Source organism: Brevundimonas sp. MYb52 (assembly GCF_002979535.1).
Taxonomy (GTDB): Bacteria; Pseudomonadota; Alphaproteobacteria; order Caulobacterales; family Caulobacteraceae; genus Brevundimonas.
In genome coordinates this window covers 1-25,459 of the sequence record NZ_PCPB01000022.1, presented here as the reverse complement: position 1 = coordinate 25,459, position 25,459 = coordinate 1, and the positions used below count along the sequence as shown (strand labels likewise).

General features: G+C 63.2%; 22 protein-coding genes. 9 read left to right on the top strand and 13 right to left on the bottom strand.

The window, feature by feature from the left end; translation table 11 throughout:
• Window positions 1-236 precede the first annotated feature (236 nt).
• The 4 genes from dapD to CQ039_RS15905 form a co-directional block, all read right to left on the bottom strand.
• Entirely contained in the window at window positions 237-1,106 is an 870-nt protein-coding gene (gene dapD / locus CQ039_RS15920; protein WP_105565016.1) for a 2,3,4,5-tetrahydropyridine-2,6-dicarboxylate N-succinyltransferase, read from the bottom strand.
• Window positions 1,103-1,801 carry a pyrimidine 5'-nucleotidase gene (locus CQ039_RS15915; RefSeq protein ID WP_105565017.1) on the bottom strand — a complete coding sequence of 233 codons (699 nt, stop codon included), beginning with the start codon at window positions 1,799-1,801 and terminating at the stop codon, window positions 1,103-1,105. The genes dapD and CQ039_RS15915 overlap by 4 nt, the downstream gene beginning before the upstream one ends.
• A complete protein-coding gene (argB, locus tag CQ039_RS15910) occupies window positions 1,798-2,727 on the bottom strand; it encodes an acetylglutamate kinase (RefSeq protein WP_105565018.1) in 930 nt (309 codons plus the stop codon). The genes CQ039_RS15915 and argB overlap by 4 nt, the downstream gene beginning before the upstream one ends.
• Before the next feature lie 109 nt (window positions 2,728-2,836).
• Window positions 2,837-3,436, bottom strand: coding sequence for a hypothetical protein (locus CQ039_RS15905; RefSeq protein ID WP_105565019.1), 600 nt, complete (start codon window positions 3,434-3,436; stop codon window positions 2,837-2,839).
• A gap of 206 nt (window positions 3,437-3,642) precedes the next feature.
• Here CQ039_RS15905 and CQ039_RS15900 point away from each other — a divergent pair, with 206 nt between their 5' ends.
• The 3 genes from CQ039_RS15900 to CQ039_RS15890 all read left to right on the top strand — a co-directional run bounded on the left by CQ039_RS15900 (window position 3,643) and on the right by CQ039_RS15890 (window position 8,451).
• Window positions 3,643-5,598 (top strand): hypothetical protein, encoded by a 1,956-nt coding sequence (locus CQ039_RS15900; protein ID WP_146112139.1) that lies wholly within the window; start codon window positions 3,643-3,645, stop codon window positions 5,596-5,598.
• A gap of 139 nt (window positions 5,599-5,737) precedes the next feature.
• Complete coding sequence (locus CQ039_RS15895) at window positions 5,738-7,651, top strand: glycosyltransferase (RefSeq protein ID WP_105564899.1); 1,914 nt, start codon at window positions 5,738-5,740, stop codon at window positions 7,649-7,651.
• On the top strand, window positions 7,648-8,451 hold the full coding sequence (locus tag CQ039_RS15890) for a glycosyltransferase family A protein (protein WP_105564898.1): 804 nt from the start codon (window positions 7,648-7,650) through the stop codon (window positions 8,449-8,451). The genes CQ039_RS15895 and CQ039_RS15890 overlap by 4 nt, the downstream gene beginning before the upstream one ends.
• A 65-nt stretch (window positions 8,452-8,516) precedes the next feature.
• Here CQ039_RS15890 and CQ039_RS15885 read toward each other — a convergent pair whose 3' ends face one another.
• The 7 genes from CQ039_RS15885 to CQ039_RS15855 all read right to left on the bottom strand — a co-directional run bounded on the left by CQ039_RS15885 (window position 8,517) and on the right by CQ039_RS15855 (window position 15,921).
• Window positions 8,517-10,703, bottom strand: a complete 2,187-nt coding sequence (locus CQ039_RS15885; protein WP_146112138.1) for a tetratricopeptide repeat protein — start codon at window positions 10,701-10,703, stop codon at window positions 8,517-8,519.
• Between the two features lie 111 nt (window positions 10,704-10,814).
• The gene (gene rfbA, locus CQ039_RS15880) at window positions 10,815-11,684 is read right to left on the bottom strand and encodes a glucose-1-phosphate thymidylyltransferase RfbA (protein ID WP_105564896.1); all 870 of its coding nucleotides are present in this window, start codon (window positions 11,682-11,684) and stop codon (window positions 10,815-10,817) included.
• A gap of 2 nt (window positions 11,685-11,686) precedes the next feature.
• Window positions 11,687-12,592, bottom strand: coding sequence for a dTDP-4-dehydrorhamnose reductase (gene rfbD / locus CQ039_RS15875; protein WP_105564895.1), 906 nt, complete (start codon window positions 12,590-12,592; stop codon window positions 11,687-11,689).
• The gene (gene rfbB / locus CQ039_RS15870; protein WP_105564894.1) at window positions 12,585-13,643 is read right to left on the bottom strand and encodes a dTDP-glucose 4,6-dehydratase; all 1,059 of its coding nucleotides are present in this window, start codon (window positions 13,641-13,643) and stop codon (window positions 12,585-12,587) included. Before rfbB ends, rfbD begins: the two co-directional genes overlap by 8 nt.
• A gap of 47 nt (window positions 13,644-13,690) precedes the next feature.
• On the bottom strand, window positions 13,691-14,257 hold the full coding sequence (gene rfbC / locus CQ039_RS15865) for a dTDP-4-dehydrorhamnose 3,5-epimerase (RefSeq protein WP_105564893.1): 567 nt from the start codon (window positions 14,255-14,257) through the stop codon (window positions 13,691-13,693).
• 127 nt (window positions 14,258-14,384) lie between these two features.
• Window positions 14,385-15,131: a sulfotransferase family 2 domain-containing protein gene (locus tag CQ039_RS15860; RefSeq protein WP_105564892.1), complete on the bottom strand. Its 747-nt coding sequence runs from the start codon at window positions 15,129-15,131 to the stop codon at window positions 14,385-14,387.
• Window positions 15,132-15,189: 58 nt separating this feature from the next.
• The gene (locus CQ039_RS15855) at window positions 15,190-15,921 is read right to left on the bottom strand and encodes a sulfotransferase domain-containing protein (protein ID WP_105564891.1); all 732 of its coding nucleotides are present in this window, start codon (window positions 15,919-15,921) and stop codon (window positions 15,190-15,192) included.
• Between the two features lie 433 nt (window positions 15,922-16,354).
• Between CQ039_RS15855 and CQ039_RS15850 the strand changes: the two genes are divergently transcribed.
• The 6 genes from CQ039_RS15850 (at window position 16,355) to CQ039_RS15825 (ending at window position 22,828) form a co-directional block, all read left to right on the top strand.
• Window positions 16,355-17,710, top strand: a complete 1,356-nt coding sequence (locus CQ039_RS15850; protein WP_105564890.1) for a hypothetical protein — start codon at window positions 16,355-16,357, stop codon at window positions 17,708-17,710.
• Window positions 17,711-17,933: 223 nt separating this feature from the next.
• Window positions 17,934-19,613: a GspE/PulE family protein gene (locus CQ039_RS15845; protein ID WP_158256025.1), complete on the top strand. Its 1,680-nt coding sequence runs from the start codon at window positions 17,934-17,936 to the stop codon at window positions 19,611-19,613.
• Window positions 19,610-20,290: a sulfotransferase family protein gene (locus tag CQ039_RS15840; RefSeq protein ID WP_105564888.1), complete on the top strand. Its 681-nt coding sequence runs from the start codon at window positions 19,610-19,612 to the stop codon at window positions 20,288-20,290. Before CQ039_RS15845 ends, CQ039_RS15840 begins: the two co-directional genes overlap by 4 nt.
• On the top strand, window positions 20,287-21,201 hold the full coding sequence (locus CQ039_RS15835) for a glycosyltransferase family A protein (protein ID WP_105564887.1): 915 nt from the start codon (window positions 20,287-20,289) through the stop codon (window positions 21,199-21,201). Before CQ039_RS15840 ends, CQ039_RS15835 begins: the two co-directional genes overlap by 4 nt.
• Complete coding sequence (locus CQ039_RS15830; RefSeq protein WP_105564886.1) at window positions 21,198-22,406, top strand: type II secretion system F family protein; 1,209 nt, start codon at window positions 21,198-21,200, stop codon at window positions 22,404-22,406. The genes CQ039_RS15835 and CQ039_RS15830 overlap by 4 nt, the downstream gene beginning before the upstream one ends.
• Window positions 22,406-22,828 (top strand): prepilin-type N-terminal cleavage/methylation domain-containing protein, encoded by a 423-nt coding sequence (locus CQ039_RS15825; protein ID WP_105564885.1) that lies wholly within the window; start codon window positions 22,406-22,408, stop codon window positions 22,826-22,828. The genes CQ039_RS15830 and CQ039_RS15825 overlap by 1 nt, the downstream gene beginning before the upstream one ends.
• A 4-nt stretch (window positions 22,829-22,832) precedes the next feature.
• On the opposite strand, the gene CQ039_RS15820 is transcribed toward CQ039_RS15825, so the two are convergent.
• Both CQ039_RS15820 and CQ039_RS15815 read right to left on the bottom strand, forming a co-directional pair.
• Window positions 22,833-25,193, bottom strand: a complete 2,361-nt coding sequence (locus tag CQ039_RS15820) for a secretin N-terminal domain-containing protein (RefSeq protein WP_105564884.1) — start codon at window positions 25,191-25,193, stop codon at window positions 22,833-22,835.
• Window positions 25,194-25,210: 17 nt separating this feature from the next.
• Window positions 25,211-25,459 (bottom strand): hypothetical protein (locus CQ039_RS15815; protein WP_233194712.1); only part of this gene is annotated, 249 nt, incomplete at its 5' end.

Here is a 25,459-nt window from a genome sequence, read left to right as displayed (position 1 = left end):
GAGGCGGCGGCGTCACCACCCCGCCGCCGCCGCCGTTCCCTCCGCCGCCGCCTCCCCCGCCGCATGCCGCCAAGGGAAAGGCCGAGAGGCAGACCAGACCGACCGAAACCGCCACGCCGCGCAGATGCCTGAATGCCACTTTTCGCCTCCCCCGAGTTCAAGGCTCATTAGGCCATAGTTTGCAGCCTTGGCGAGCCCGTTTCAGGGGATGTGCGGAGCAATTTTCCGGTTGCGGCCTAGTCGCGCAGCAGTTCGTTGACGCCGGTCTTGGCGCGAGTCTGGGCGTCGACGCGCTTGACGATGACGGCGCAATAGAGCGACGGGCCGCCGTTCGGATCGGGCAGGGCACCCGGCACCACGACCGAATAGGCCGGAACCTCGCCGCGGAATATCTCGCCCGTGGCGCGGTCGACGATCTTGGTCGAGCCCGACAGATAGACGCCCATGGCCAGGACCGCGCCTTCACGGACGATGACGCCCTCGGCCACCTCGGCGCGGGCGCCGATGAAGCAGCCGTCCTCGATGATGGTCGGGTTGGCCTGCAGCGGCTCCAGCACGCCGCCGATGCCGGCGCCGCCCGACAGGTGGACGTTCTTGCCGATCTGGGCGCACGACCCGACCGTGGCCCAGGCGTCGACCATCGAGCCCTCATCGACGAAGGCGCCGATGTTCACGAAGGACGGCATCAGCACGACGTTTTTCGCGATGTGCGCGCCGCGACGGACGATGGCGCCCGGCACCGAGCGGAAGCCGGCCGCCTGATAGTCGGCGGCGCTCCAGTCGCCGAACTTGTTGGGCACCTTGTCCCAGAAGGGACCGACGGCGGCCGGGTGGTCGGCCGACAGGGGCAGGGTCGGAGCGTGGCCCGCGCGCATGATGATGTTGTCGTTCAGGCGGAAGGACAGCAGCACCGCCTTCTTCAGCCATTGATGGGTGGTCCAGACGCCGTCCTCGCCGCGCGTAGCGACGCGGGCTTGCCCCGCGTCCAGCAAAGCCAGGGCGGTGTCGACGGCGTCGCGGACCTCGCCGCGCGTGGCGGCGGAAACCTCGGCGCGGGCTTCCCAGGCGGCTTCGATGACGGATTCCAGATGGGTCAGGTCGGTCATTGCGGATCTCCGTCCAGCATGGCGGTGGTCAGGAAGGGGCCGACGCTGGCGGCCCGGTGTTGGATATGCTCGCCCTCGGCCGTGAAGGCCTTGGGGCCGACCAGAACCGTGGTCATGCCGATGGCGTGCGCCGGCTCCAGATTCTTGGGCGTGTCCTCGAAGAAGCAGGCGGTGGTCGGATCGACGCCGAACCGGGCCAACATCTTGTCGAAGGTGCGCGGGTCCGGCTTGGGGATCAGGTCGGCGTCTTCCAGGGCGAAGACCCCGTCAAAGAAACGCGTCAGTTCCAGCTTCTCCATCACCCGGCGAGCGTGGCCGATGGAGCCATTGGTGAAGATCAGGCGCGGGCCGCTCAGCCGTTCCAGCGCCGCGTGCAGGCCGGGATCGGGGCTCAGCACGTCCAGCGGCACGTCGTGGACCTCGGCCAGGAAGTCGTGCGGATCGATTTCGTAGTGCAGCATCAGCCCGGCCAGGGAGGTGCCGTAGTCGTGCAGATAGCCGCGCTGCATCGCCAGGGCCTCGGCCGATTCCAGCCCCGACGTGCGCACCACATAGTGGTTGATGCGCTGTTCGACCTGTTTCAGGAACTGGCTTTCCGGCGGGTAGAGGGTGTTGTCGAGGTCGAACACCCAGGAGCGGACGTGGCGCAGGTCGGCGCCGATTTCGGTGGTCGCCGCCAGCGGCGTGACAGTCACTGCGCCTTCACCAGGGTGCCGGCGCCGAACTCGGTGAACAGCTCGACCAGCATGGCGTGAGGGCGACGTCCGTCCAGGATGACCACGGCCTCGACGCCCGCGCGGACGGCGGCCATGGCCGTCTCCAGCTTGGGGATCATGCCGCCGTTGGCGACGCCGGTGTCGATCAGGGCTTGGGCCTCTTCGAGGTTCATCTGGCGGATGATCTCGCCGTCCGCGCCCTTGACGCCGGCCACGTCTGTCAGCAACAGCATCCGCTTGGCGCCCAGCGACCCGGCGACGGCGCCGGCCACGGTGTCGGCGTTGACGTTATAGGTCATGCCGTCTTCCGCCACGCCGATGGGGGCGATGACGGGGACCCAGTCCTCGGTCTCCGAGGCGATCAGGCCCTTGATCAGCTTGGGATCGACCTTGGTCGGCTCGCCGACAAAGCCCAGATCTACCTCGTGCTCGATCATGCTGTCGGGGTCGCGCTTGGTGCGCTTGGTCTTCTCGACCGTCAGCAGACCGGCGTCCTTGCCCGACAGGCCGACGCCGCGCACGTCGGCTTCCTTGCCGGCGACGGTGATCCAGTGAGCGATCTCCTTGTTGACGGCGCCGGACAGGACCATCTCGGCCACCTGCATGGTGTCCTTGTCCGTCACGCGCAGGCCGTCGACGAAGGCGGATTTGACGCCTGCCTTGTCCAGCATGGCGCTGATCTGAGGACCGCCGCCGTGGACCACCACGGGGTTCACGCCCATCAGCTTCAACAGCACCACATCGGCGGCGAACTGTTTGGCCACGGCGCTCTCGCCCATGGCGTGGCCGCCGTATTTGATGACCACGGTCTCGCGGTCGTAAACCTGGATATAGGGCAGGGCCTCGGCGAGCGTCTTCGCCGTCTCCCAGCTGCGTTCCTCGGATTGCCGTTCAGTCTCTTTCATAATGGCCGCTCGATAGCGGCGAAGGGCGCGCGAGTCACGATGAAACCCGTCTGTCGCGCCCACGAGCAAGAACCCGCTAGAGCGGCTGGCGCAGAACGCCAGGCAAACCCTAGCGCTGATCTGTGACGGCGTCCGCGAAGGCCAGCCACAAGCTATTCTTGTCGGCTATGTTGGGGACGGTGAATTCGGCCAGGCGATCATACATGGCGGACGGTCGGACAAAATCCTCCACGTCTCGATAGAATGGCCTGTTCTCATAGTCGTCGAAGAGGATGGTTGCGCCGGGACGGCCGAAAATCAGCGTCGCGTAGAAGCAGGCTTTTCGGAAACGACCGTCAATCAACACGACGTCTGGATCGAGAGATTCGGCCCGGCAGGCGCGCCACGCTCCGAGCGGGTATTCGTGCCATGCTCGCCACTTTGACTCGTCCACGGGATGTCCCCATTCACGGGTAGGACCGATGTCCGCATGGAGGAAAATGCGTCGGACGCTTGGCGTGAGAATGAGCCCGGCCTTCAGCGTTTCGAGCCAGGCCTTGTCGCTTTCCACGCTGATGGACACGGGCACGCCGAGTCGATTGGCCATGGAGGTCGAGCCTCCGGACCCGTATTCCAGATAGCATTCGGACTGAGCCAGGGCGCGTTCAAGCCGTGCGACTGCCGCCGCAGGCATGATGGGCTTGTCTGGAATGTTGATCGATTCGGGCATTTGATTCTCGCCTGCTGTTCGTATCGCCATACAGCTTTACGATTCCTCGTTGGCAAATTTTGTTGCCGGTTGCCTGCGTATAGAAGGGCATCGCAGCAGATCGAGTTGTCTTTTGCTATGAAATGGGATGTGCCGACGCGGATCACCGTCTCTGTGATGACCGGGAAGCAAGGACAGCTCGTAAATCTCGCAGATTGCCCCGTAGCGTGCTGTTGTCTCTGCTCAAAAAGGGAGGCAAAACCGCCCTCGCGGAATGCTGGTCGGGAAAGGCTGCGGTTTTGGCGCGGACCGTGCAAAGCGCGCGCTTCGGCGGGGCGGATCGATCCGCAGACGTCCAGGAAACTGTCCAAGCGCTGCTTTTGAGGCCAACCGCCCGTTTGTTCGGGGGACGAAACGAGAATGAACGGGTAACCTGGCGCGCCAGCGACAACGAGACGAGCCTTAAATCGACCATCTGGCCAATGTCGGATGGACTAGAAGCTATGGATAAGATGAAAAGTTCGCGAGAAAAGCCGGTCCAGAAGCCGGTCTGCCTTATGGTTCTGGGGCCGCATCGCTCCGGGACGTCGGCGTTGTCGGGAGTGCTCAGCCATCTGGGGGGGGACCTTCCCAAGACCTTGATGCCTGCAGGCGAGGGCAATGCCGAAGGCTATTTCGAATCCCTGCGCGTGATGGCCTTCAACGACAGGCTTCTGAATGCGCTCGGGTCTGACTGGAAGGATCTTTCGCCGTTGGATTTGGGGGGGACCACCGCTCAGGTCTTCGAGAGCCTCATGTCCGAAGCCGTGCAGGTGCTGCAGGACGAATTTTCCGCTGCCAGGCTTCCTCTTCTGAAAGATCCGCGGATTTGCCGTTTCGTCGGCTTTTGGTCCGAGGCCTTCAGTCGCGCCGGCTATGAGCCCTTGTATATCCATACCCACCGGAATCCGCTTGAGACCGCTCAGTCCCTGCAAAGGCGGGACGGGATTCCGATTGAACTCGGGCTGCTGATCTGGCTTCGCCATGTACTCGACGCCGAGGCGGCGACACGCGGTCGGACGCGTGTCTTTACCAATTACAAGGCCCTGCTTGAGGACTGGCGCGCGCAGATCCCGCAGATGGAGCAGGCGCTCGGCCTGACCTTCCATCGCAATACCGGCAAGGTCCGTCAGCAGATCGACGACTTCCTGACCGATAGCCTTCGCCACCAGCAGCGAGCGCCGGAAGATGTGCGCCGGTCCGCTCAGGTCGCCGATGTCGTGCGCGAGACGTTCCAGATCCTCGAGAGTTGGGCGGGCGGTGCGGGCAAGTCGTCGGATCATGATGCCCTGGACGCGCTACGCAGTCGGATGGACGGCGCTCTGGATCAGGTCGCGCCCTTCGTGCGGGCTCTTGACGCCGGAAAGGAATTGGCGAGCGCGCTGAAGGTCGTCGAGCAGAGGGCGCAGCTTCTCCAGGATGAGAAGCTCGGTCTGGCGACAGAACTGGAACGCGACCGCAAGGCGGGCGCGGAAAGAGTGACGAAGATCGCCGAACTCGAGCAGAAGGTCGAGGTCTTCGAAGGGGAGACGACCCGTCTGACCGCCGAGCTGGAACGCGACCGCAAGGCGGGCGCGGAGCGAGCGGCGGAGCAGACCGCGAAACTCGCTGAACTCGAGCAGAGAGCGGCGATCTTCGCGGAAGAGAAGAGCCGTCTGGCGACCGAACTGGAGCACGAACGCAAGGCGGGGGTGGAGCGAGAGGCGCAACAGGCGGCGAGACTCACCGAACTTGAGGGCGCATTGAGGCAGCGAGGCCTCGAGGCGGAGGAGTGGTTCGAAGAAAACGGCAGATTGGCGCAGGCGCACGCGGCCTTGCAGGCCGAGATGAAGAAGCTTGAGGACGAACGCGAGGAAGATTTAGGGCGCTTGCAGGAGAACTTGCGCACTCGTGACAATCAAATCCGCGTTCTTGAAAAGAACGTCGAAGAACGGTTTGAAGAAATTGCGAAGGTTAGCCAAATTTTGCTCGATATTCAGGCTCAGCAAGAAGAATGGCGAAGGGAGCTGCAGCAGTCGAACGAAAGAATAACCATCCTGTCGCAGAAAAACGAGCAATTGAAGCGCGTAGGATTTAAGAAGTTAATGGCAAGATATTCGCGAAATATCAGACATTCATTGAAAATGATCGACCGACCTGCGTAAGCGATTTCAGTATTAATTTTCTAATGATTTTTATGCCTCGCAAGATTTTATATGCATAATTCATTCTTAAGTCTTGGTTTGGATGTTTGCGAATTCGCATTTTCTGTAAAATATCATCAAGCAACCGAGATGTGACAAAATGAAGAAGATCAAGTCCGTGTCGGCTTCGGATGTGGCGTTGGTGAAGGCCTCCTCGTTCTTCGACGCCGAGTGGTACATGGAGCGCTATCAGGATGTGAAGATGATGGGGGTTGATCCGGTGGGACATTTCCTCTGGATTGGCCATCGCTTGGGGCGGAGTCCATCGCCTGCTTTCAGTGTGCCGAGGTACCTTCAGTCAAACTGGGATGTGAAAGTAGCGGGGGTAAATCCGCTTCTGCATTACCTAAAAAGTGGCGTAAATGAGAGCCGGATAATCTATCCTGTTCAGGAAGAGGGGGGATCTGACGAGCGGCAGGAATGCAGACGGATCGTTACAGCCCATAATCGCGAGTGGGCTTGGTCCGATCATGACAAAACTCTGCGTCGCCTAGAAGTACTGCCCAGTCCCTTCGCGGCGGACAAGGTCTCGATCATTATGCCGACTTACAATCGTGCGGGAATGATTGGGGCGGCCATTCGCTCGGCTCTGGCGCAGACCCACGCCAATTTCGAACTGATCATTGTGGACGACGCCAGCACGGACGAGACCGCTGAAGTGGTCAAGGCGTTTGCGGACCCCCGGATCATCTACACCTCCAATCGACGCGGCAAGGGTGTGTCCGGGGCAAGGAACACCGGCCTCGACATGGCCACCGGAGAATGGCTGTTCTTCCTCGACTCGGACAATGTCTGGAAGGATCGCCTGATCGAATTCCTGCTGAAGCACGCTGTTGAAACGCAGTCGTCTGCCGGCTATTGCGCGGCGAACGTGCAGGATGATGCCCAGCAAACCAAGTTCATCCTGTATGCGGATTTTGACTACGAGTCCTGCTTGCGTGAGAACTTCATCGATCTCAACTGCTTCTTCATGCGCTGGGCCGGGCCGTTCCGCGAATTCCGGTTCGATGAGAGCCTGCGGCGCCTGGTGGACTGGGATCTTATCCTGCGCGTCGCCGCGGGGACCAGGGTCACGGGCCTCCCCTATGTGGGCGTTGATTATTACGACGGCTCCAGCGAGCGCATCACCAACAAGGAGCATGTCGATCGGGACGCCGTCGCTGCGCTTCAACACCAGGTGCGGTCGAAATCGCGCCCCCTAATCGTCGAACCGGACAGAATCCGTGATGCGTCGTCGTATCGGATTGCCGTGCTGTTGCATGTCTATCACCCGGACCGGGTGCTGGAATGCATTGAATATCTAGGCAATATACGTGTCGATTTCGATCTCTTCGTATCGACGTCGCTCGATGAACAGCATGAGTCGCTCGCGCTCATACGCCAAGCCTTCCCGAATGTTCGGATCTTCTTCTATCCCAATCTCGGCGCGGACATCGCTCCCTTCCTCGAGCTGATCTCGACCTTCAAAGCCTATGAGCTGGTTCTGAAGATCCATACCAAGCGCGACGTTGAGCCCTGGGGCGATGCCTGGCGCAAGGGGCTGCTCGACCCCGTGCTGGGGTCGAGTGAATTGGTCGACGATATCGTCGAGCGGTTCAGGGCCGATGAAAAGATGATCATGGCCTGTAGCGCGGATTTCTACAAACATGGCGCGCGCAACACGATCCCGCCCAGTATGGAGCAGCTTGAAGTTCTGGCGAAGAAGATCGGTCTCTCTCATCACCTTGACAAGGACTGGGCCTTTGTAGCCGGCACCATGTTCTGGATACGTCCGCAACTCCTGCTGAAAGCGGCTCGCATGATGTGCGACTCGGAGGGTTACAGCTCGACCTTCTTGCGCGATGGAGCCGTGGAACACGGACTTGAACGCCTGCTTGGATTGGCGCTTTGGCAGGACGAATCCAACCGGGTGGCCATTGTGTCGATGGATGGCGAAATCACGGAGGTTGGGCTTGGCGAAGGCGTTTCCGTCGAGGGCGTCTCGCAGACGATGAAGCGATTGAGCAGCCGATGACCCGTATCTCCACCATCGTGCCGACCTATAATCAGGAAGGCTATATCGACGCGGCAATTGGCAGCATCGTCGAACAGCTTGGTGAGTTCTCACACGAAATCCTGGTTTCGTCGGACGGATCGACGGACGGGACGCGCGCCAAGATCCAGGAATGGCGGAAGCGCTACCCGATGCTGGTGCGCGACATCAGCGAGGAGTCCAATGTCGGCATTTCCGGCAACTTCCGCCGCCTTTTCGAGGCCGCCTCGGGTGACTTTATCGCCATTCTCGAAGGGGACGATCTCTGGACAGATCCGACGAAGCTCGAGAAGCAGAAGGACTTTCTGCTGAGCAACCCGGATTGCTCGATGGTCTTCTCGATGATCAAGGTCAGGCAACTGCCGAGCGGCCAGGATTCATTTCTTGATCGCCAGAAGACGCTGACGACGGACAAGCTGCGCGGCGAGGATTTTCTGGCCGACCCCTCGATGAATCTGATCGCCAACTTCTCGTCCTGTATGCTGAAAACGGACCTGGTGCGGAAGTTACCGGATCGCTTATTCCGTGAACGGTTCAATGAGATCGCGATGGCGTTCTTCTTCGAAAGCTTCGGCCCTATCGGGTTCATAAAGCAGGCGATGAGCATCTATCATCAGCACGCTGGCGGCGTCTGGACCGGCCTTTCTCGCGAGGCGCAACTCCGTTCGGGCATCGAGTCGCGAGAGATGGTGCTTGAAGTCGCGGATCGACGGCATGCGGACGCGATCCGCCAGATTATAGAAGAGCGCTACCGAAAGCCTTTGGAGGCGCTTGCCAAGTAGCTCAGCCATTAGGCGGCGTCTGCCGATCCACCTGTCGCGGTCGATCGGCAGCCCTCGGCGCTGATCTAGCCTCGATGCCGGCGGATGGCGGCCCAGGGATTAATGACAGCACTGCGATCCAGGTGGCTGAGAACCTCGCTCAGGCTTAAGTCGCGATAGCCGTCGTGTGTCCGCGTGTCCGCAGAAACCCAGTGTGGATTCTTGCCGGGTTCCTGCAGCATCGCCTCACCCCATTTCTCATACATGTCGGTGAGTTCGCCATCGTCCCATGCGATGCGGGCGTCATCGACGTGTCGGCCGCGCGTTCTCGACTCGTGGTGGATCGCTTCAAGTTCCGGTTCGTAAAGGACGCTGAAGCCCGCCTCTCGCACGCTCAGGCACAAGTCGACATCATTATAGGCGACCGCCAGGCGTTCATCGAAGCCGCCGACCGCTTCAAAAGCCTGCCGCTTCACCGCCATCAAGGCGCCGGTCACAGCGGACGCTTGGCGCGAGCGGCGCCAACGATTCATGGGGCCTCCTGCGCCCGTGTCTGCGCCGAGGCCTTCGTGACCGGGTCGACCTTGATTGACCCCCATGGCTATGCCCGCGTGCTGAACCGTAAGGTCAGGATAGAGGAGCCTGGCGCCAGTGATCCCTGCTGCTTCATCGGACAGGCTCTCACGAACGATATTGTCCCATCCTGGGGTCAGAAACTCGAGATCATTGTTGGCGAAGACAAGTATGTCGTGCCCGCGTCCAGTTGCGGCAAGATTGTTGAAGCGTCCCCAGTTGAAGGGCTCATCCAGTTGCATGACTTCGATGTCTCCGTTCCGAACGCGTTCGGAAAGGAGATCCAGGGCGTCCACCTCGGAGCTACGATTGTCGAGGACCAATACATCAACAGAACGCGGATTAGATAGCGTTGACTTCAAGCTGTCGAGGCATGTCCTCAGAATATCAGCTTGATCACGGGTGGGGATGATGACCAGTATTCTCTGGTCATTTCCGTGACGCCGTACAGCTTTGTGGGGCGATGATTCAGCGATCATCGATCCTGTATCGGAAATGCGCTTGCTGCTGAGAATGCGCGGCAGATGAGCGACCGGCTGGCCGCTCTTGAGGGCGTTCACCAGGATTGCCCGGCGTCGTTCGCTGCCGCTGGTCTCACCAAAGGCGGCGGCCATCAGGGATCGCGCGCCAGGGCGGACGAGCAGACATAACGGCGGATCGGGCGTGTTCGCCTGATCATGGGCGTCAGGCATGGAGTGAAGCGCAGGTCGGCTGTAGGCGGCGCCGCGCCGCCAGTCATGAGTATGGTGGTCGTGATCAGCATAGATCACGTCAGTGGTCGTGCGCTCTGCAGCGTAGCGCAGCCACCCCACGGCTTCGTGGTCAAGGCGGCAGCCTGCTTCCGTCAGCAACACCAGATCTGAGTTCAGCGCAGCCGCGGGAGCCTCAGAACCGCTGCTGACAAAGACGATCCGGTCATCCTGACAGGCATAGCTGGCGACCGGGTGGTCGTGCTGGCTGGCCGAGACGCGGACGACGGCGGTCCAGTTGCAATCCCTTTGGTCTATGAGACTGGCAAGCGACAGTCGGAGAAGATCAGGATTTACGTCGATCGCATCGATCACCACGACGAGGCTGGAGCCATGGGCCGCCGGAGGGGGCGATACAGGAAAGGTCGATCGGAAGTTGTGATAGGCTTCGACAGGGTAGGTCGATACGGTAAGCCATTCTCGAATAGCCTCCAGATTCTGATCCAGGAGGCCGCTGATCCGTGCCAGGCTCGCGGACATCGCTGGGCGTCCGTATTGCCCCTTTGGGAGAAAGTCGCGCGCGCCCATGGCGATTAGCTCGCCGCGTGCGAGTTTCAGGCCGGGATCAATGTCGAGGGCTTCCAGATAGACCTCGATGGCTTCCTCTCGATGCTCCTGCATCTTGAGCACATGACCGAGGTGCAGGCGTAGTTCGGCGTTCGCCGGATCGGCCGCGCAGGCGAGGCGATAGGTCGCCGCGGCCTCGGACCAACGTCCAGCTTCCTTCAGCACATGCCCCAACTGAATGCGAATAGGCAGGTTGGCGGGAGCTAGGACTAACGACAGTCCGTAGTTTTCGGCGGCGACCTGCCAGTCTTGCCGGTCTCGAGCGGTGTCACCTGCTTCCGCTGCAGCCTTTGCAGCCTCCTCCGTGGATGGCGGAGCGGGGCGGCGAGGCGGGCGGCCAGAAACCTTGCGATAAGCGCGCGCGAGCCACTTGGAGGCTTTCACAAATCCACCTTCAGAACGGAGGGGTGCATAGGTCCAGCGGCGGCAGCGGGGAGGGGCGGTCGGCAGGGACCGCTTTCACGAGGGAGCCCCGAGCCGTCCAAGCCCCGGCACCTAGCGCTTTGTAAGGACGCTGCGCAGATAATCGCCATAGGCGCCTTTCCCGAAATCTTGCGAAATCCGTTCCAACTGGTTGGCGTCGATGAAGCCGCGATCGAAAGCGATTTCTTCAGGGCAGGCAATCTTGAAGCCTTGGCGCTTTTCGAGCGTGCGAACAAATTCGGCGGCCTCCAGCAGGCTGTCGGGCGTGCCGGTGTCCAGCCAGGCGAAGCCGCGCCCCATGATCTCGACGGAAAGCTTTCCGCGTTCCAGGTAAATGCGGTTGACGTCGGTGATCTCCAACTCGCCGCGCGCGGAAGGCTTCAGGTTGGCGGCAATATCCACGACATCCTTGTCGTAGAAATAAAGACCGGTCACAGCCCAATTGGACCGTGGATTGGCCGGTTTTTCCTCGATGGACAGGGCTCTCATGGACCTGTCGAAATCAACCACTCCATATCGTTCGGGGTCGTTGACGTGATAGGCGAACACCGTCGCGCCCTCCGGACGTGACATGGCGCTGACGAACAAGTCATTGATGCCGTGGCCATAATAGATGTTGTCGCCCAGAATGAGCGCCGAAGGCTCATCGCCTACAAAGTCCGCGCCGATGATATAGGCTTGCGCCAGGCCGTCGGGGCTGGGTTGCACGGCATATTGAATGTCCATGCCCCAGCGCGATCCGTCCCCGAGAAGCGCCTGATACGACGGCGTATCCCGCGGCGTGGATATGATCAGGACTTCTCGAATGCCCGCCAGCATCAGCGTCGACAGCGGATAATAGATCATCGGCTTATCGTAGACGGGCATCAGTTGTTTCGATGTGACCATCGTCATCGGATGCAGTCGCGTGCCGGAGCCGCCAGCCAGGATGATACCCTTCATGTTCAGGACTCCCTTGCGGACAGTTGGTCCACGATTTCAGAAACAGCAGCCTGCCACGGCCTGGGAATAACGCCGTACTCACGCTGGATTCTCAGCGTGGACAATCTGGAATTGGCCGGGCGACGTGCGGGGGTGGGATACTCTGCCGTCGTGATGTTCTCGACTTCGGCTGTAGGGCCGCCGCGGGCCCCGCTTAGCGCCAGCACCTCGCGCGCCAACCCAGCCCAGGTTGTGCCGCCGGCGTTGACGAAATGGAAAACGCCGCGCGGTGCGGCTTCATCCTCAATCATGCGTAGGGTGATTGTCTTCAACGCTTCGGCGATGTCCCGGGCTGAGGTGGGACTTCCGTGCTGATCGCCCACGACACGCAGGCTGGTCCGCTCGGTCGCCAGCCGCAGCATGGTCTTGACGAAATTCGCCCGGTGCGGGCTTACGACCCAGGCGGTCCGCAGCACTGCGGAGCGAGGATTGCCCCTCAGAACCGCAAGTTCGCCGGCCAGCTTTGATGCCCCGTAGACACCAAGCGGCTCTACGGTTCCGTCTTCTTCATACTCCCCGGCGCTCGCTCCATTGAAGACATAGTCAGTCGACACGTGGATCAATGGAATACCCGCTGCCCGGGTAGCGTCAGCCAGTAGCGCAGGTCCCATGGTATTGGCGGAGAAGGCTGCCGCCACCTCGCTTTCGGCTCGATCGACGGCGGTATAAGCGCCCGAGTTGATGACCGCAGCATAGTTGCGGGAGGAGAACAGCCGGGCCACCGCCTTAGCATCGCTCAGATCCAGCTCGGCGCGGGTAGGGGCGTGAAGGGCGATATGATCCGGCCAATCGGCCGCAAGCAACTCCAGCCCCACCTGTCCTGCACCGCCGGTGATCAGGATGGAGCGCGGTTGTTCAGTCTCAGGCATGGGCTTTGCCAAGGCGCTCGGTGGCGTAGCGATTGGCCAGAATGGTTTGCCACCATTCCGGATTGTCGAGGTACCATCGGACTGTCAGGCCAATCCCTTCTTCAAATGTCTTGCTCGGCTTCCATCCCAGCTCCTGTCGGATCTTCGACGCGTCGATAGCGTAGCGCTGGTCGTGGCCGGGGCGGTCCGCGACGAAGGTGATCAGGTCTGCGTATTGGCCGCCGTCGCCCCGGGGGCGCTCACTATCCAGAACGGCACAGATGGCGCGCACCACCTCTATGTTCTGGCGTTCGGCGTCGCCGCCGACGTTGTAGGTCTCGCCCGGCGTTCCGTGCTCGAACACGGCTTGCAAGGCGCGGGCGTGGTCATCCACGAAGAGCCAGTCGCGCACATTGGTCCCGTCGCCGTAGACGGGCAAAGGCTCGCCGTTCAGGGCGCGAATTATGATCAGCGGGATCAGTTTTTCCGGGAAGTGATACGGGCCGTAGTTGTTTGAGCAGTTGGTGACCAGAACGGGCAGGCCGTAGGTATGTCCCCAGGCGCGAACGAGATGATCCGAAGACGCCTTCGATGCCGAATAAGGGGAGCGGGGATCATAGGCGGTGGTTTCCGTGAAGAAACCTTCGTCGCCCAATGACCCGAACACCTCATCGGTCGAGATGTGGTGGAACCGGAAGGCGGTCTTGGCGTCGTCGTCAAGGCCGCGATAGTAGCCAAGCGCCTGCTGCAGCATGACGAACGTGCCGACCACATTGGTTTGCACGAACTCGCCTGGGCCGTCGATCGAGCGGTCAACATGGCTTTCGGCCGCCAAGTGCGCGATCACCTGCGGCTTGAAATCGGCCAGGGCTTTGCCGACGGCCTCTGCATCCGTGATGTCGGCTTGAACGAACTGATAGCGTGGGTTGGAGGCCGCCGGCTCAAGAGAGCTGAGCACGCCTGCATAGGTCAGCTTGTCGTAGACCAGAACCTCGTGGTCCGTGTGCTCGATCAACCGACGAACCAGAGCCGAGCCGATAAATCCGGCTCCGCCCGTAACCAGAATGCGCAAATTAATTTCTCCGTCGGTAAGGCCGCTGCATCATGCCGCTGTGCGGCTTAGTCCGAAAGCGCCGCAAGAGGCACGCCATCATAGTCAAACGGACTATCAAATTCGGCCAGCGTGGGCAGTTTCTGGTCCTTGTCCGAAAGGACCGGACCCGTCGCCGGGAGCGGCCAGTCGATCCCGATGTCGGTGTCGTTCCAGATCAGTCCGCCATCGCATTCCGGCGCATATACGGCTGAAACCTTATACATCACCTCGGTGTCAGGCTCGAGCGTGACAAAGGCGTGAGCGAAACCGACGGGCACGTAGAGCTGGGAGCCGTTTTCACTCGACAGCAGGGCGGAAACCCACTTGCCATAGGTAGGCGAGCCTTTTCGGACATCGACGGCGTAATCCATGATCGAGCCGCGCGTGCAACGAACCAGCTTCGCCTGCGCATAGGGCGGCGTCTGAAAATGAAGTCCGCGAATAGTCCCGGGCAAGGCCGAGTAGGAGTGATTGTCCTGGACGAATCTGTCGAGGATGCCCGCCTTCGCCAGTGAGGACTCGGAGTAGGTTTCCGAAAACCAGCCGCGACTGTCGCCGAACCGTCGAGTCTTCAGTAATTGAGCGGTCGTCATGCGTCGTCGTCCTGTCTGGGCGTGCGATCAAGGCTAGGGGCGTCATTGTCAGGTGTAGCCCGGCAGTTCCCGGCAGGGCAATCGCCTCAGTCCATCGACGCCATGTCGTGAGGCTGCGCCGGTTGGCTTAGTCGCTAATCGCCCTAAGCTGCCGCTCCAGACGTTGCTCCGCCAGGGCGTAGGCCTCGTACTCCAGCGCAAAGGCCTGCTCGTGGGCGGAACGATAGGATCGGTAGTCCGTGTCGTCGTTGAAGCGGGTTCGATTCACATGGACCTCGTCCGCGACAGGCTTTCCGAGGGCATGTGCGAATACGCGCAGCGTGTCGCCGAACCGTTCGCTGACGCCGACGGCGACGAAGCCGTGATCGAATACGGTCTCGATCATTGCGGGCGCGACGGGATCGGGAAGCTGAGCCAGAACCCGTGTGATCGGATTGCTTTCGGCCCGCTCGCGCTGCCAGGCGAACCACCGGTCGAAGGTGGGGTTGTCCGCCAGCACGGGAACAACTTCGCCGCCCTGTTGCATGGCGTTGAGAAAGCGCCACAGCGAGATCATGCGTTGGAACGGGTCGCGCATCACTGTGATGAACTGATCCGCCTGGGGGAAATGGTCCCTGACGCGGCCCGGTTCGTTGGGCTGGAAGTGGCCGTGGACGCAGACGCCGGCCTCGTCCCAGTCCCCGTCGTCGGCCGCGCTGACGGGCAGGGCCAGGTTACGATAGTGCCGACGCAGACGATCTCCGAACCAGGTCTCCAGCGCTTGGGCCAGGCTGGTCCCCGCAGTTTTCGGAATGTGCACCGACACCAGCAGCTTGTCCGGATCATAGACGGGCAGGGCGGGGGTGGCTCGGGCGCTGATGGGTCGACCGTTCATAGCCCGGGCGGTAGCAAGGGGGAGCGCATCTCACAATGCTCTTCTCGGCGAAGGAGGGTCAAAGGTCCAAGCCGGTGATCTCGCGAAAAGCCACCTGATCGGATGCATACAACTGCTCCAGATAGGTGCGATCTTCGTCAGATAGGGTGTCTGGCTCGGTCCAGCGAGACATGTTTACGCGTTCAGGCGTGGCTGGCGCCAACGGATCAACGCCGAGGAAGGCGGCCACCCTGCCCAGGGCGACGTCGGGCGATCGATCGAGCTCATTCTGGCTCAGGAACACCATGTGCTCGCGCGGAAACAGCTTGGTCAGCTCCGTGATCTGGCGGGCGTAAAAGCCGCGCTCGACGTAACTCAATCGCCGCGACAAGCCGGACGGCCCTTGCTCGTCCAGCACCCGCAGTCGGCCCGCGCGAATGGCCTCGGAAAACGGCAACGGCTCCCAGCCGTTGGCGCGGTTCATCTTCCAGTGGGACCAGGCCCGCTCCACCGGGTCGCGAAACAGGAGGATGAACCTCATGTCGGGGTTGTAGCGCAGCACGCGATAGTGGGCGGGGGTCCAGTACAGGGTGACAGGCGTGGCCTCGCCGCGCATGCGATCCGGCAAGGCGTAGTGAGCGTGCAGTCGCTCATAGTCGGGCGCACGCCAGTCGACCCCCGTTTCTCTGTCGAAGAAGTGGGTTTCCTTGGGGGAGGCCATCTCCAGCGCGGGATGGCGGCGCAGGTAGGCGTCTAGTGCCGAGGTGCCGCATTTCTGTACCCCGGCGATCAGGAATTGGACCAGATTCACGTCAAGCTCTTTGGGTGTAGCGGTTGCGGGGCGTTCCAAGGCTGGGGCGCTGGGGTGAACGGGCGGCGAATCACTGAAATCAGCCCGCCGCGCTTATGTCATTGGGACGCAAGGTTGCCAAAGCGTCGTCATCTATGCGGCGAAAAGCAGAATGGCGCAGCTTGTTGTTGTGGGCGGCTCCGTTGCGAAAATTGTGGAGCGAAGAACGTGCGAGCTCAAATGCTTTACTCATAAGTTAATGCAAACGTGATGTTTTTCTCGGTCGGATAACGTTGGGACGGAATGTCTTTGTGCTTGACCGCTGAAATCCGAGCGCGCTAGAAGCAGTTTGCCGTGGGCGCAGCCATATTCCAGTCGGGGTGTGAACTGTGGCCGAAAGGCGTTCATTCGTTGGCTCGTCCACATCCGGTTTTCCTGGGGAATCAAGATCCACATGACTAAGAAGCTCTTCCTCGCTGCCGCTTCGGTAGCCGTTCTCGCCGTCGCCGGCGCCGCCACCGCTGGTGAGATCAGCGGCACCGTTGGCGGCCAGGCCTTCAACGACACCACGACCTACAAGGTCGCCAACGAGCGCACCGTCAGCGCGTCGGCTACGATCACGGGCACGATCGTTGCGACGAACGCTCTGGACCTGCCGATCACCGTGGGCGCCGGCGCTCAGCGCGATCACCTGGTGACCTTCACCGTCACGGGCGCGACGGTCACGTCGCCGACCCTGACCGCCGCCAACGTCAACGCTCCCGACGGAAACGTCACGTCGTCGCTGATCAGCAACAACAACGGCGAAGTGGTCTTCCTGGTCACCGTCGCTGACGGCGCTGAAGTTTCGACGCTGAGCCTGAACGCCACCATCACGCAATCGGCCAAGGCTTCGATCACCGTCGCCAACAAGGTCGTGGCCGTCATCGGCGCCACCAACATCACCGTCGACACCGCTCCGGCCGTGACCGCCGTTGAATACGCCTCGCTGTTCAAGGCCCTGTCGGTTGGCGACACCTACACCTGGCAAGCCGACCTGCCTGACTACGACACCCTGGCCGGTTCGACCTCGCAAGACCTGGCTGAAGACTTCGCGGTCGTGAACGCCGGCACCTTCTACCAGTCGCTGTCGGGCACCCCGGTCGTCGCCGCTGACGTTCTGGACGGCGCCGCCATCACCGTGCGCGGTCCGATCATCAATGACGACATCATTGTCTCGGTCGACGGTCTGGGCGTGGCTGGCACGGCTCCGGAAGCCAACTCGGCTCTGTTCGAGCTGAACGCCGGCGACGCTGCGGTCTTCGCTGCCGGCGCCTCGACGCTGAGCATCGAGAACGACACGGGTGAAGGCGCCTTCCGTCTCGGCACCTACCGCCTGACCTGGGCACCGGTCGCCAAGACGGGCTTCACCGTGCCGTCGTCGTCGGCGGTTGACGCGGGTTCGGTCACCCTGGAAGGCACCAACTTCACGGCTCCGTGGGTTTCGGGCACCGGCGCCGCCACCAGCGTGATCCGTATCTCGAACAGCAACTCGGCTGAATCGGGCGCTGTCACGGTTCGCCTGCTGAACGCTGTCAAGGTCGTGGGCGGCGTCGCCACCCCGGTCGCCAGCTCGGCCGTCTACAACGCCGGCGTCGTGCCGGCCGGCGCCGATCTGCAAATCACCAGCGCTCAACTGGTGGGCGCCTTCGGCGACTTCACCCGCGGCGACGTCCAAGTGACGATCAACTCGTCGACGGCTGGCTTCACCGCCAAGATGCGCAACACGCGCGACGGTGCGAGCTTCGAGCAGTCGCTCGCTGGCAACTAAGTCCAGGTTCATTCCTGAACTGGGGAAGGGAGGGCTTCGGCCCTCCCTTTTCTTTTGTCTGAAATCCTAGGGAAAAGCGTCGATCGAAGATCGACGTTTGAAAAAACCTGATAGATGGACGTTGGTCTGTCGAATGGTTACAGCGTATCGCGTGACCCAAGCTGCATTGTCCTCGAACAACGATCTTTCGCCTGCGAACGCGAAGAGAGACCGGCTAGGTGAGGTGCTGGTCGAGCGCGGTCTGGTGCGCCCCGCCGACATCGCCAACGCCCTGTCGCTGCAGGCGCAGAACGGCGGATTGATCGGCCTCAACCTGGTGCGCCTGGGCGCCCTGTCCGAAGCCCAGCTTCTCGATGTCCTTTCCGAACAACTGGATCTGCCTGTTCTGGCGGCCGAAGACGGCCCGGCGCCCGATCTCGTCTCGGCTTTTCTCGATGAAATCGGTGCGCCGCTCGCCTGGTGGGCCGAGCGCGAGGCCGTGGCGTGGCGCGACGGCGAGGACGGCGCATCGCGCGTCCTCTGCGCCGCTGTCCAGCCGCTAGACCCCGCGCTGGCCGAGCGGATCGCCCAGGCCACGGCGGAGCCTGTCGTTTTCCTGCTGGCCCAACGCTCGCTGATCGAGGCTCTGACCGAAGACCTCAGTCGCGACCACGCGCCCGCGCTGGATGCCGGTGTCGGTGGAGCCGGAGCCGACGCCGCCCGTCTGCGCGAACTGGCGCAGGAAGCGCCGACCATCGACTTCGTCAACGCCGTCTTCGCCGAGGCCCTGACGCGTCGCGCCTCCGACGTTCACGTCGAGCCTTACGAGGATCGTTTTCTGGTCCGTATGCGGATCGACGGGGTGCTGACCACGGCCCGCAGCGCCCCGCGCTCGAATTTCGACGCCGTCTGCTCACGCATCAAGTTGCTCAGCGGCATGGACATCGGCGAACGCCGCCTGCCGCAGGACGGGCGACAGTCGATCCGCGTCTCGGGCCAGGAGGTAGACCTGCGTGTTTCGACCCTGCCTTGCTCGTGGGGCGAATCCATCGTCCTGCGTCTGCTGGGCAAGACCAGCCGTTTGCCGCAGTTGTCCGAACTGGGCGTCAGCGCCGAACAGGAAGAGGGCTTCCTGCGTCTGGCCGAACATCCCAACGGCGTCTTCCTGATCACTGGGCCGACCGGCTCGGGCAAGACCACCACCATCTATCGCCTGCTGACCCACCTGAACGACGGCGAGCGCAAGATCATCACGGTCGAGGACCCGGTCGAACTGGACCTGCCCGGCGTGATTCAGGTGCGCGTGCGCGCCGAGATCGGCCTGACCTTCGCCGCTGGTCTGCGCTCCATCCTGCGTCAGGACCCCGACGTCATCATGATCGGCGAAATCCGCGACCCCGAAACAGCGCGAATCGCCGTCCAGGCCGCATTGACGGGCCACATGGTGATCTCGACCGTCCACACCAACACGGCCCTCGCCGCCATTCCGCGTCTGCTGGACCTGGGCATCGAGGACTATCTGCTGGCCGACGTCATGCGCGGCGTGGCGGGGCAGCGTTTGATCCGGCGTCTGTGCGACGACTGCGCCCGCCCCTCGACCGCCGCCGAGGCCGAGATCCACGAACTGGCCATTCCCGCCCACCTGCGCGCCGTCGCCGATCGCGAGCCCGCCGCCTGGCGCGAGCCTGTCGGTTGCGCCAAGTGCGGCGGCAGCGGCTTCCGGGGTCGTGTCGGCGTCTACGAGTTGGCCCCCATGTCGCCAGCCATCATCGCCGGTATGCGCGCCTCTGCCGACGAGGATCAGTTGACCGTCGCCGCCCGCAGCGAAGGCTTCCTCAGCTTCGCAGATGACGGATTCTTGAAAGCGCGGCGCGGCGAGACGGCCTTGTCGGAAGTCTATCGCATCGCAGGAGCCGGGGAATGAGCCTGCCGCCTGTCGCCGTGATCGGCATGCACCGGTCGGGCACATCCTGTCTGGCCGGCTGCCTGGAGGACCTGGGCCTGAGCCTGGGCGACGTCGTCACTTCCGCGCCCCATAACAAAAAGGGCAATCGCGAGAACCCGCGCTTCTGGCCGGTGCACGACGCGGTCCTGGCGCGGGTCGGCGCCAGCTGGGACAATCCCCCGTCCGAGCCGGTGGCCTGGACGGTGCAGGAACGCGCTGACCTGAAGGCGGTGCTGGCGGACTACGACGTCCTGGCGCGGCCATGGGGGTTCAAGGACCCTCGTGCGACTGTGCTGCTGGACGGCTGGTTGGAGGTTCTGCCTGATCTGCGGCTCGTCGGTTCTATCCGCCATCCCGTGGCGGTGGCCGCCTCACTGACGGCTCGCAATGGTTATGAGCAGTCTCGCGGCTTCGCCATCTGGGCAGGTTATAACCGCGCCCTGTTGCGGTGGCGTGATCTGATGGCGTTCGACGTGATCGATTTCGATGCGCCGGACTATGAGGTTCGCGTGCGGAACGCCGCTCACCGTTTGGGACTGGACGCCGCGCGGCACATGCCCTTCCGCGACACCGAGCTGAACCACCAGAAGGCCGGGAGTGAGACCCCGGCAGAGGTCGCCGACCTCTGGATGCAGTTGTCGGAGGCTGCGCGATGACGCCGCGCCTTTCCATCGTCGTGGTCGGGTTTGACATGGCGCGAGAGCTGCCGCGCACGGTCCTGTCCCTGACGCCCCCCTATCAGCAAGGCATGGCGCCGGGCGACATCGAGATCATCGTCGTCGACAACAACTCGGCTGAGCCGGTGCGCCGCGACCAGTTTCATCTGGACGCCGACATCAAGGTGATCCGCGTCGAGGACGGCGGTGTGTCACCCTGTCGGGCGATCAATATGGGCGTTCAGGCCGCCCGCGCAGATATGGTCGGCGTCGTGATCGACGGCGCCCGCATGGCTTCTCCGGGACTGGTCAAGGCTTCACTTGAGGCGGCCCGTGTCGCGCCCGAAGCCTTTGTCGCGACGCTCGGATTCCACCTCGGCCCCAAGGTCCAGCAAGTGTCGGTCGTGGAGGGCTATACCCGCGAGGTCGAGGATCAGCTTCTGGCCAATATCGGCTGGCCGCAGGACGGCCATCGCCTGTTTGAGATTTGCGCCCTCGGCGAGAGCTATCGTCATGGCGTTCTGGCCGCCCCGCCTGAAACCACCTTCTTCATCATGAGCAAGGCGATGTATCTGGACATCGGCGGCTATGATGAACGCTTTGTCGGTCTCGGCGGCGGTTTAGCCAGTTTCGATTTCTTTGAACGGGCCACCAAGGCGGCGGGCGACGCCTTCACCATGCTGGTGGGCGAGGGGACCTTCCACCAGCTTCACTATGGGGCGACGACCCAGGCGGGCGGCATTCGCCGCAGCGTTAATGAAGAAGGTCGGTCGCTAGGCGAGATCTATGCTCGCGAATATGCCGAGGTCGTCGGCCGTCCCTACAAGTCCGCCAACCCGGCTCCGGCCCTCTATGGTCGTCTGACGCACCCCGCCGCCCGCGCCCTATTCTTCCCGCCTGTAACGGCATGACCGATCAACTGACCTTCCAGTATGAGGCCGCTGGTCGCGACGGGCGGATGGTCAAGGGGCTGATCGGCGCCGCCGACGAGGCCGTGGCCATGCGCCGTCTCGCCTCCGACGGCCTGACGGTCGTGCGTATCAAGCCTGCCGCCGCCGCCAAGGCCGAGGGCCGTGAGCGGGGTCTGAAAACGGGCGAACGGGTGCTGGTGCTGCGCCAGATGGCCTTGATGCTGGAGGCGGGCGTCTCGCTGCTGGAGGCCCTGGATACCGTCGCCCAGGGCATGCAGGCTCGCAAGGGCAAGCGCCAGTTCCAGGCCGCCATCGGCGCCCTGCGACGCGGCGATTCGCTGGGCGACGCTCTGGAAGAGCATGTCCCCGGCTTCCCCGACTATGTCTACGCCATGGCCCGCGTCGGCGAGGCCTCGGGCCGCATCGCCGACGTGCTGAAAGAGGCCGCCGAGCAGATGGCCTATGAGGACCGGCTGCAACGCGACTTCGCCAACGCCATGACCTATCCGGGCTTCCTGGGGTTTGCGGGGGTGGCCGCCATCGGCTTCATCTTCACCCAGGTCGTGCCGCGCTTCGCCACCATGATCGGCGACGACCGCGAGAACATCCCGGCTATGTCGCGCTGGGTGCTGGAAGCCGGCGAGTTCGCCAACGCCAACCTGGGCGTGGTCGCCGTCGTCGCCGCCCTGTTGATCGCGGCCGTTGTCTTCATTGTCTCCAACAAGGCGTTTCGCGAGCGGGCCTATACCGTCGCCCATGGCCTGCCGGTCGTCGGCGCGGTGATTCAGGCGCGCGAGGTTGCATCCTGGGCGCGGCTGACAGCGTTCGCCCTCAACAACGGGGTGCCCCTGCTGTCGGCGGCGGCCCTGGCGCGAGCGGCGGTGCCGATCGGGCCCTTCCGTCAGGGACTGGACTTGCTGGACAGCGACCTGCGCGCGGGCATGACGCTGGACGCCTCGCTGGGCGCGCACACCAAGCTGGAAGCCATGGACCTCAGCCTGCTGCGGGCGGGCCAGAAGTCGGGGGCCATCGGCGCCATGTTCGGCTTCATGGCCGACAACTACGAGGCGCGGCTGCGCGATCGGATGAAACGGATGACGGCCCTCCTGGAGCCCATGGCCATCGGCATCATCTCCATCGTGGTCGGCTTTGTGGCCCTGTCCCTGGTTCTGGCCTTGTCGAGCGTCTACGAAGGCGTGGTCTGATGCGCGCGATCCCGAGGGGACGTGACGGCTTCAGCCTGATCGAGGCCTTGGTGGCGCTGGCTATCGCCTCGATGACGCTGATGGCCATTTTCGAACTGCAGATCCAGATGACGCGCAGCCAACAGCGTGCGGCCCTGGCGGTTGAGCAGGTGGCGGTTCAGGAAAACGCCCTGGCCCTGACGCGTCATCTCAATCCGATGGAACAGCCGCAGGGACGGATTGAACTGCCGGGCGGCGACGTGGTGGTCTGGTCGGCCGAACCCAAGAGCGAGCGCCGTATCAACGCTGGCTTTCCGGTTGGAGACGGGACCTTCGAGGTCCAGCTCTATCGGATGACCGTCGGCGTTGAGCGGGCGCAGGGACGGCCCCCCGCGCCCCTGGTCTTCGATCGCGTCGGCTGGCGACGGCTTCAGGAAGGCTGAGGCCTTAGTCGGCGGCGGGTTCGGCGGGTGGCGGAGCGGCCTCTGCCACGGGCTCGACCGGAGCAGGCGAGGGCGTAACCGCCCTGACCTGAGCTTCGGCGCCCGGACGGTCCGACGGGCGGCCCGACTGCGGCAGGTCGAAGCCGATGCCGCGCACGCCAAAGCCGACATTGAAGGGCGTCAGCGTATAGGACCAACCGCGACCGGTGCGGAAGGCGGCGTTCATGTCGCTGGCGTAGCGGTCGGCATAGTCGGCCATGTCCTCGTCGCCACGCAGGACGTGCGGGGTGATCAGGATCAGCAGTTCGGTGCGCGCGCCGCTGACCGAATTGTTCTGGAAGGCCGAACCGATCAGCGGGACATCCTTCAGGAAGGGGATGCCTTCATTCACCTTCGCATAGTTGTTGCTGATCAGGCCGCCCAGGACGCCGGTCCAGCCGTCGGTGATGGCGATCTGGGTCGTCAAGCTGCGATTCAGAATCGGCGGGCTGGCGATGGCGGCGTTCGTTGACTTGCCGACCTCGGAAATCTCTTGGCTGATCGTGATGTCGACGCGGTCGCCATAGACCACGGGTTGCAGGTCGAGAATGACGCCGGTCTGACGGTATTGAACGCTTTGCAGGATGTCGCTGTCGCCGCCGACCTGCGTATTGGTGGCGCGCTGCGAGGTGATGATCGGCACGTCGGTGCCGACCTGGAAGCGGGCCGTGCCGCCGCTGCGGGCGACCAACTGCGGCCGTTGCAGGATGTTGACGCGGTTGTTCGAGGCCTGGGCGTTGAGACTGGCCCTGAGATCCGGGCCCGTGAACGTCATCAACAGGCCGCCGCCGCCGATCTTGATGCCTTCGGTCCCACCGCTCAGCACGCCGTCGCCGTGGGTCTCCTTGCCGAACAACTGGACGCCCAGACTGGTGTTGTCGGTCAGGGTGACTTCGGCGATCATGACCTCGATCACCACCTGGGGCGCGGGCGTGTCCAGCGTCGTCAGAAGACTGCGAAGCTGGGCGAACTCGGTGGCCGTGCCGGTGAAGACGATGCGGTTGCCGCTGGGGTCGATCAGCACCTGGCCGTTCAAGAACTGGCCGCTGCCGCCGCCCATGCCGCCGTTCTGCTGACGCATTCCGCCTTGCTGGGCGCCGAGACCGCCGCCATTCGCCTGGGCCGGCGGCGTACCCGGAACGCCGACGGGCGGTCGGGCCTGGGCCGTTGTCGGCGCCTGACCCATGGCCAACTGACCGAGCGATTGCGCGTCGGTATTCTTGACCTGGTAGACAAAGGTGGACGCCTTGTCCCCGAGCGCGGCGGGCTGGTCCAGATTTTCGGCCCAGAAGCGGGCGCGGGCCAGAACCTCGGGATCGCGTCCGAAGATCAGGATCTGGTTGGCGGTCGGGAAGGACAGGATGACCAGGGCGCGACCGGCCATGGCCTGGCGTGACACCACATAGCCTTCGGTCGTGAGAACCTGCTCCAGTGCGCCGACCAGGGCGTCTGTCGCCCAGAAAGAAGGTTCGATGCGCAACACTTCGGCGCCGGCGAAGCGGGGTTGATCGATCTCGCGCAACGCACGCACGACCTGAGCCACCTCGCGACCGGAGCCCGAGATGATGAGGCTGTTGTTGAGCGGGTCGGGCGTGATCCGGGCCCCGCGCAGATTGGGGTAGAGGTCTTGCAGGAGGCTCTGCAAGGCGTTCACCTCGATGGTGTGGACCGTATAGAACTGCACCACCCGGCCTGCTGTCGCTGAGGGCGTGCGGCTGCGGTTGATTTCGGGGCCGCCGCCAGCCTGGGACGCGGCGCCCACGGTGACGAAGCCGCCATCGACATAGACCTCGACGCCGTATTGCTTCAGCGCCTGCTGGGTCAAGCTGAACAGGGCGCGCTTGCTGATCGGGCCGCCGCTGCCGCCGGCCATGACCTCATTGCGGGTGGCGACGTCGGGCGCGAGGGTGAAGGGCACCTTCAGAACACCGCCGAAAACCGTGGCGGCGAACTGGGGGATCGACTGGGGCGACAGATTGGCCTCCACCATCTCGTCCGAGACCAGGGCGGCGATCTGTTCCGGTGTGGCGGGCTGGCGCACGGGGCCGGCGGGCGGGGCTGCGCCCGGAATGGTCAGGGTGGCGCCGCCGGCCTGGGCGCGGGCGCCGCGATCCACGTTGACGCCGCCGCCGATCAGTCCGTCCTGCGAGGCGCTTTCGACCCGAGCATCCGGGCGCGACACCATCGTCGTCATCTCGGGGAAGGCGGCGCAGCCGGCCAGCATGGCCATTGGCGCCAAGCAGACGGCGGCGCGCAGGCCCGCGCGGCGCAGGACGGCGGCGACAGGGCGCGGGAAGGCGGAAGGACCCGCAGTCAGGTTCGTCATGCCATTCTCCTCGATACTCAACCGAACACCCGGATCACGCGGGTTTCACGTCCCTTGGCCAGGGTTACGGCTTCCGCCGAAATGTCTTTGAGGCGCCAGCCGTCGCCGAAGCCGCCGCCTTCGTTGATTGTCGAAAGGCCGCCCGACGAGTCGCTGACCAGGGCGCGATGCCGGCCTGTGGCAGGGTCTCGCTCTACGCCGCGCAGCGCCGCCCGGAAGGTCACGGCCACGTCAGGCGGCGCTGCGCGGCGTAGAGCGAGACCCTG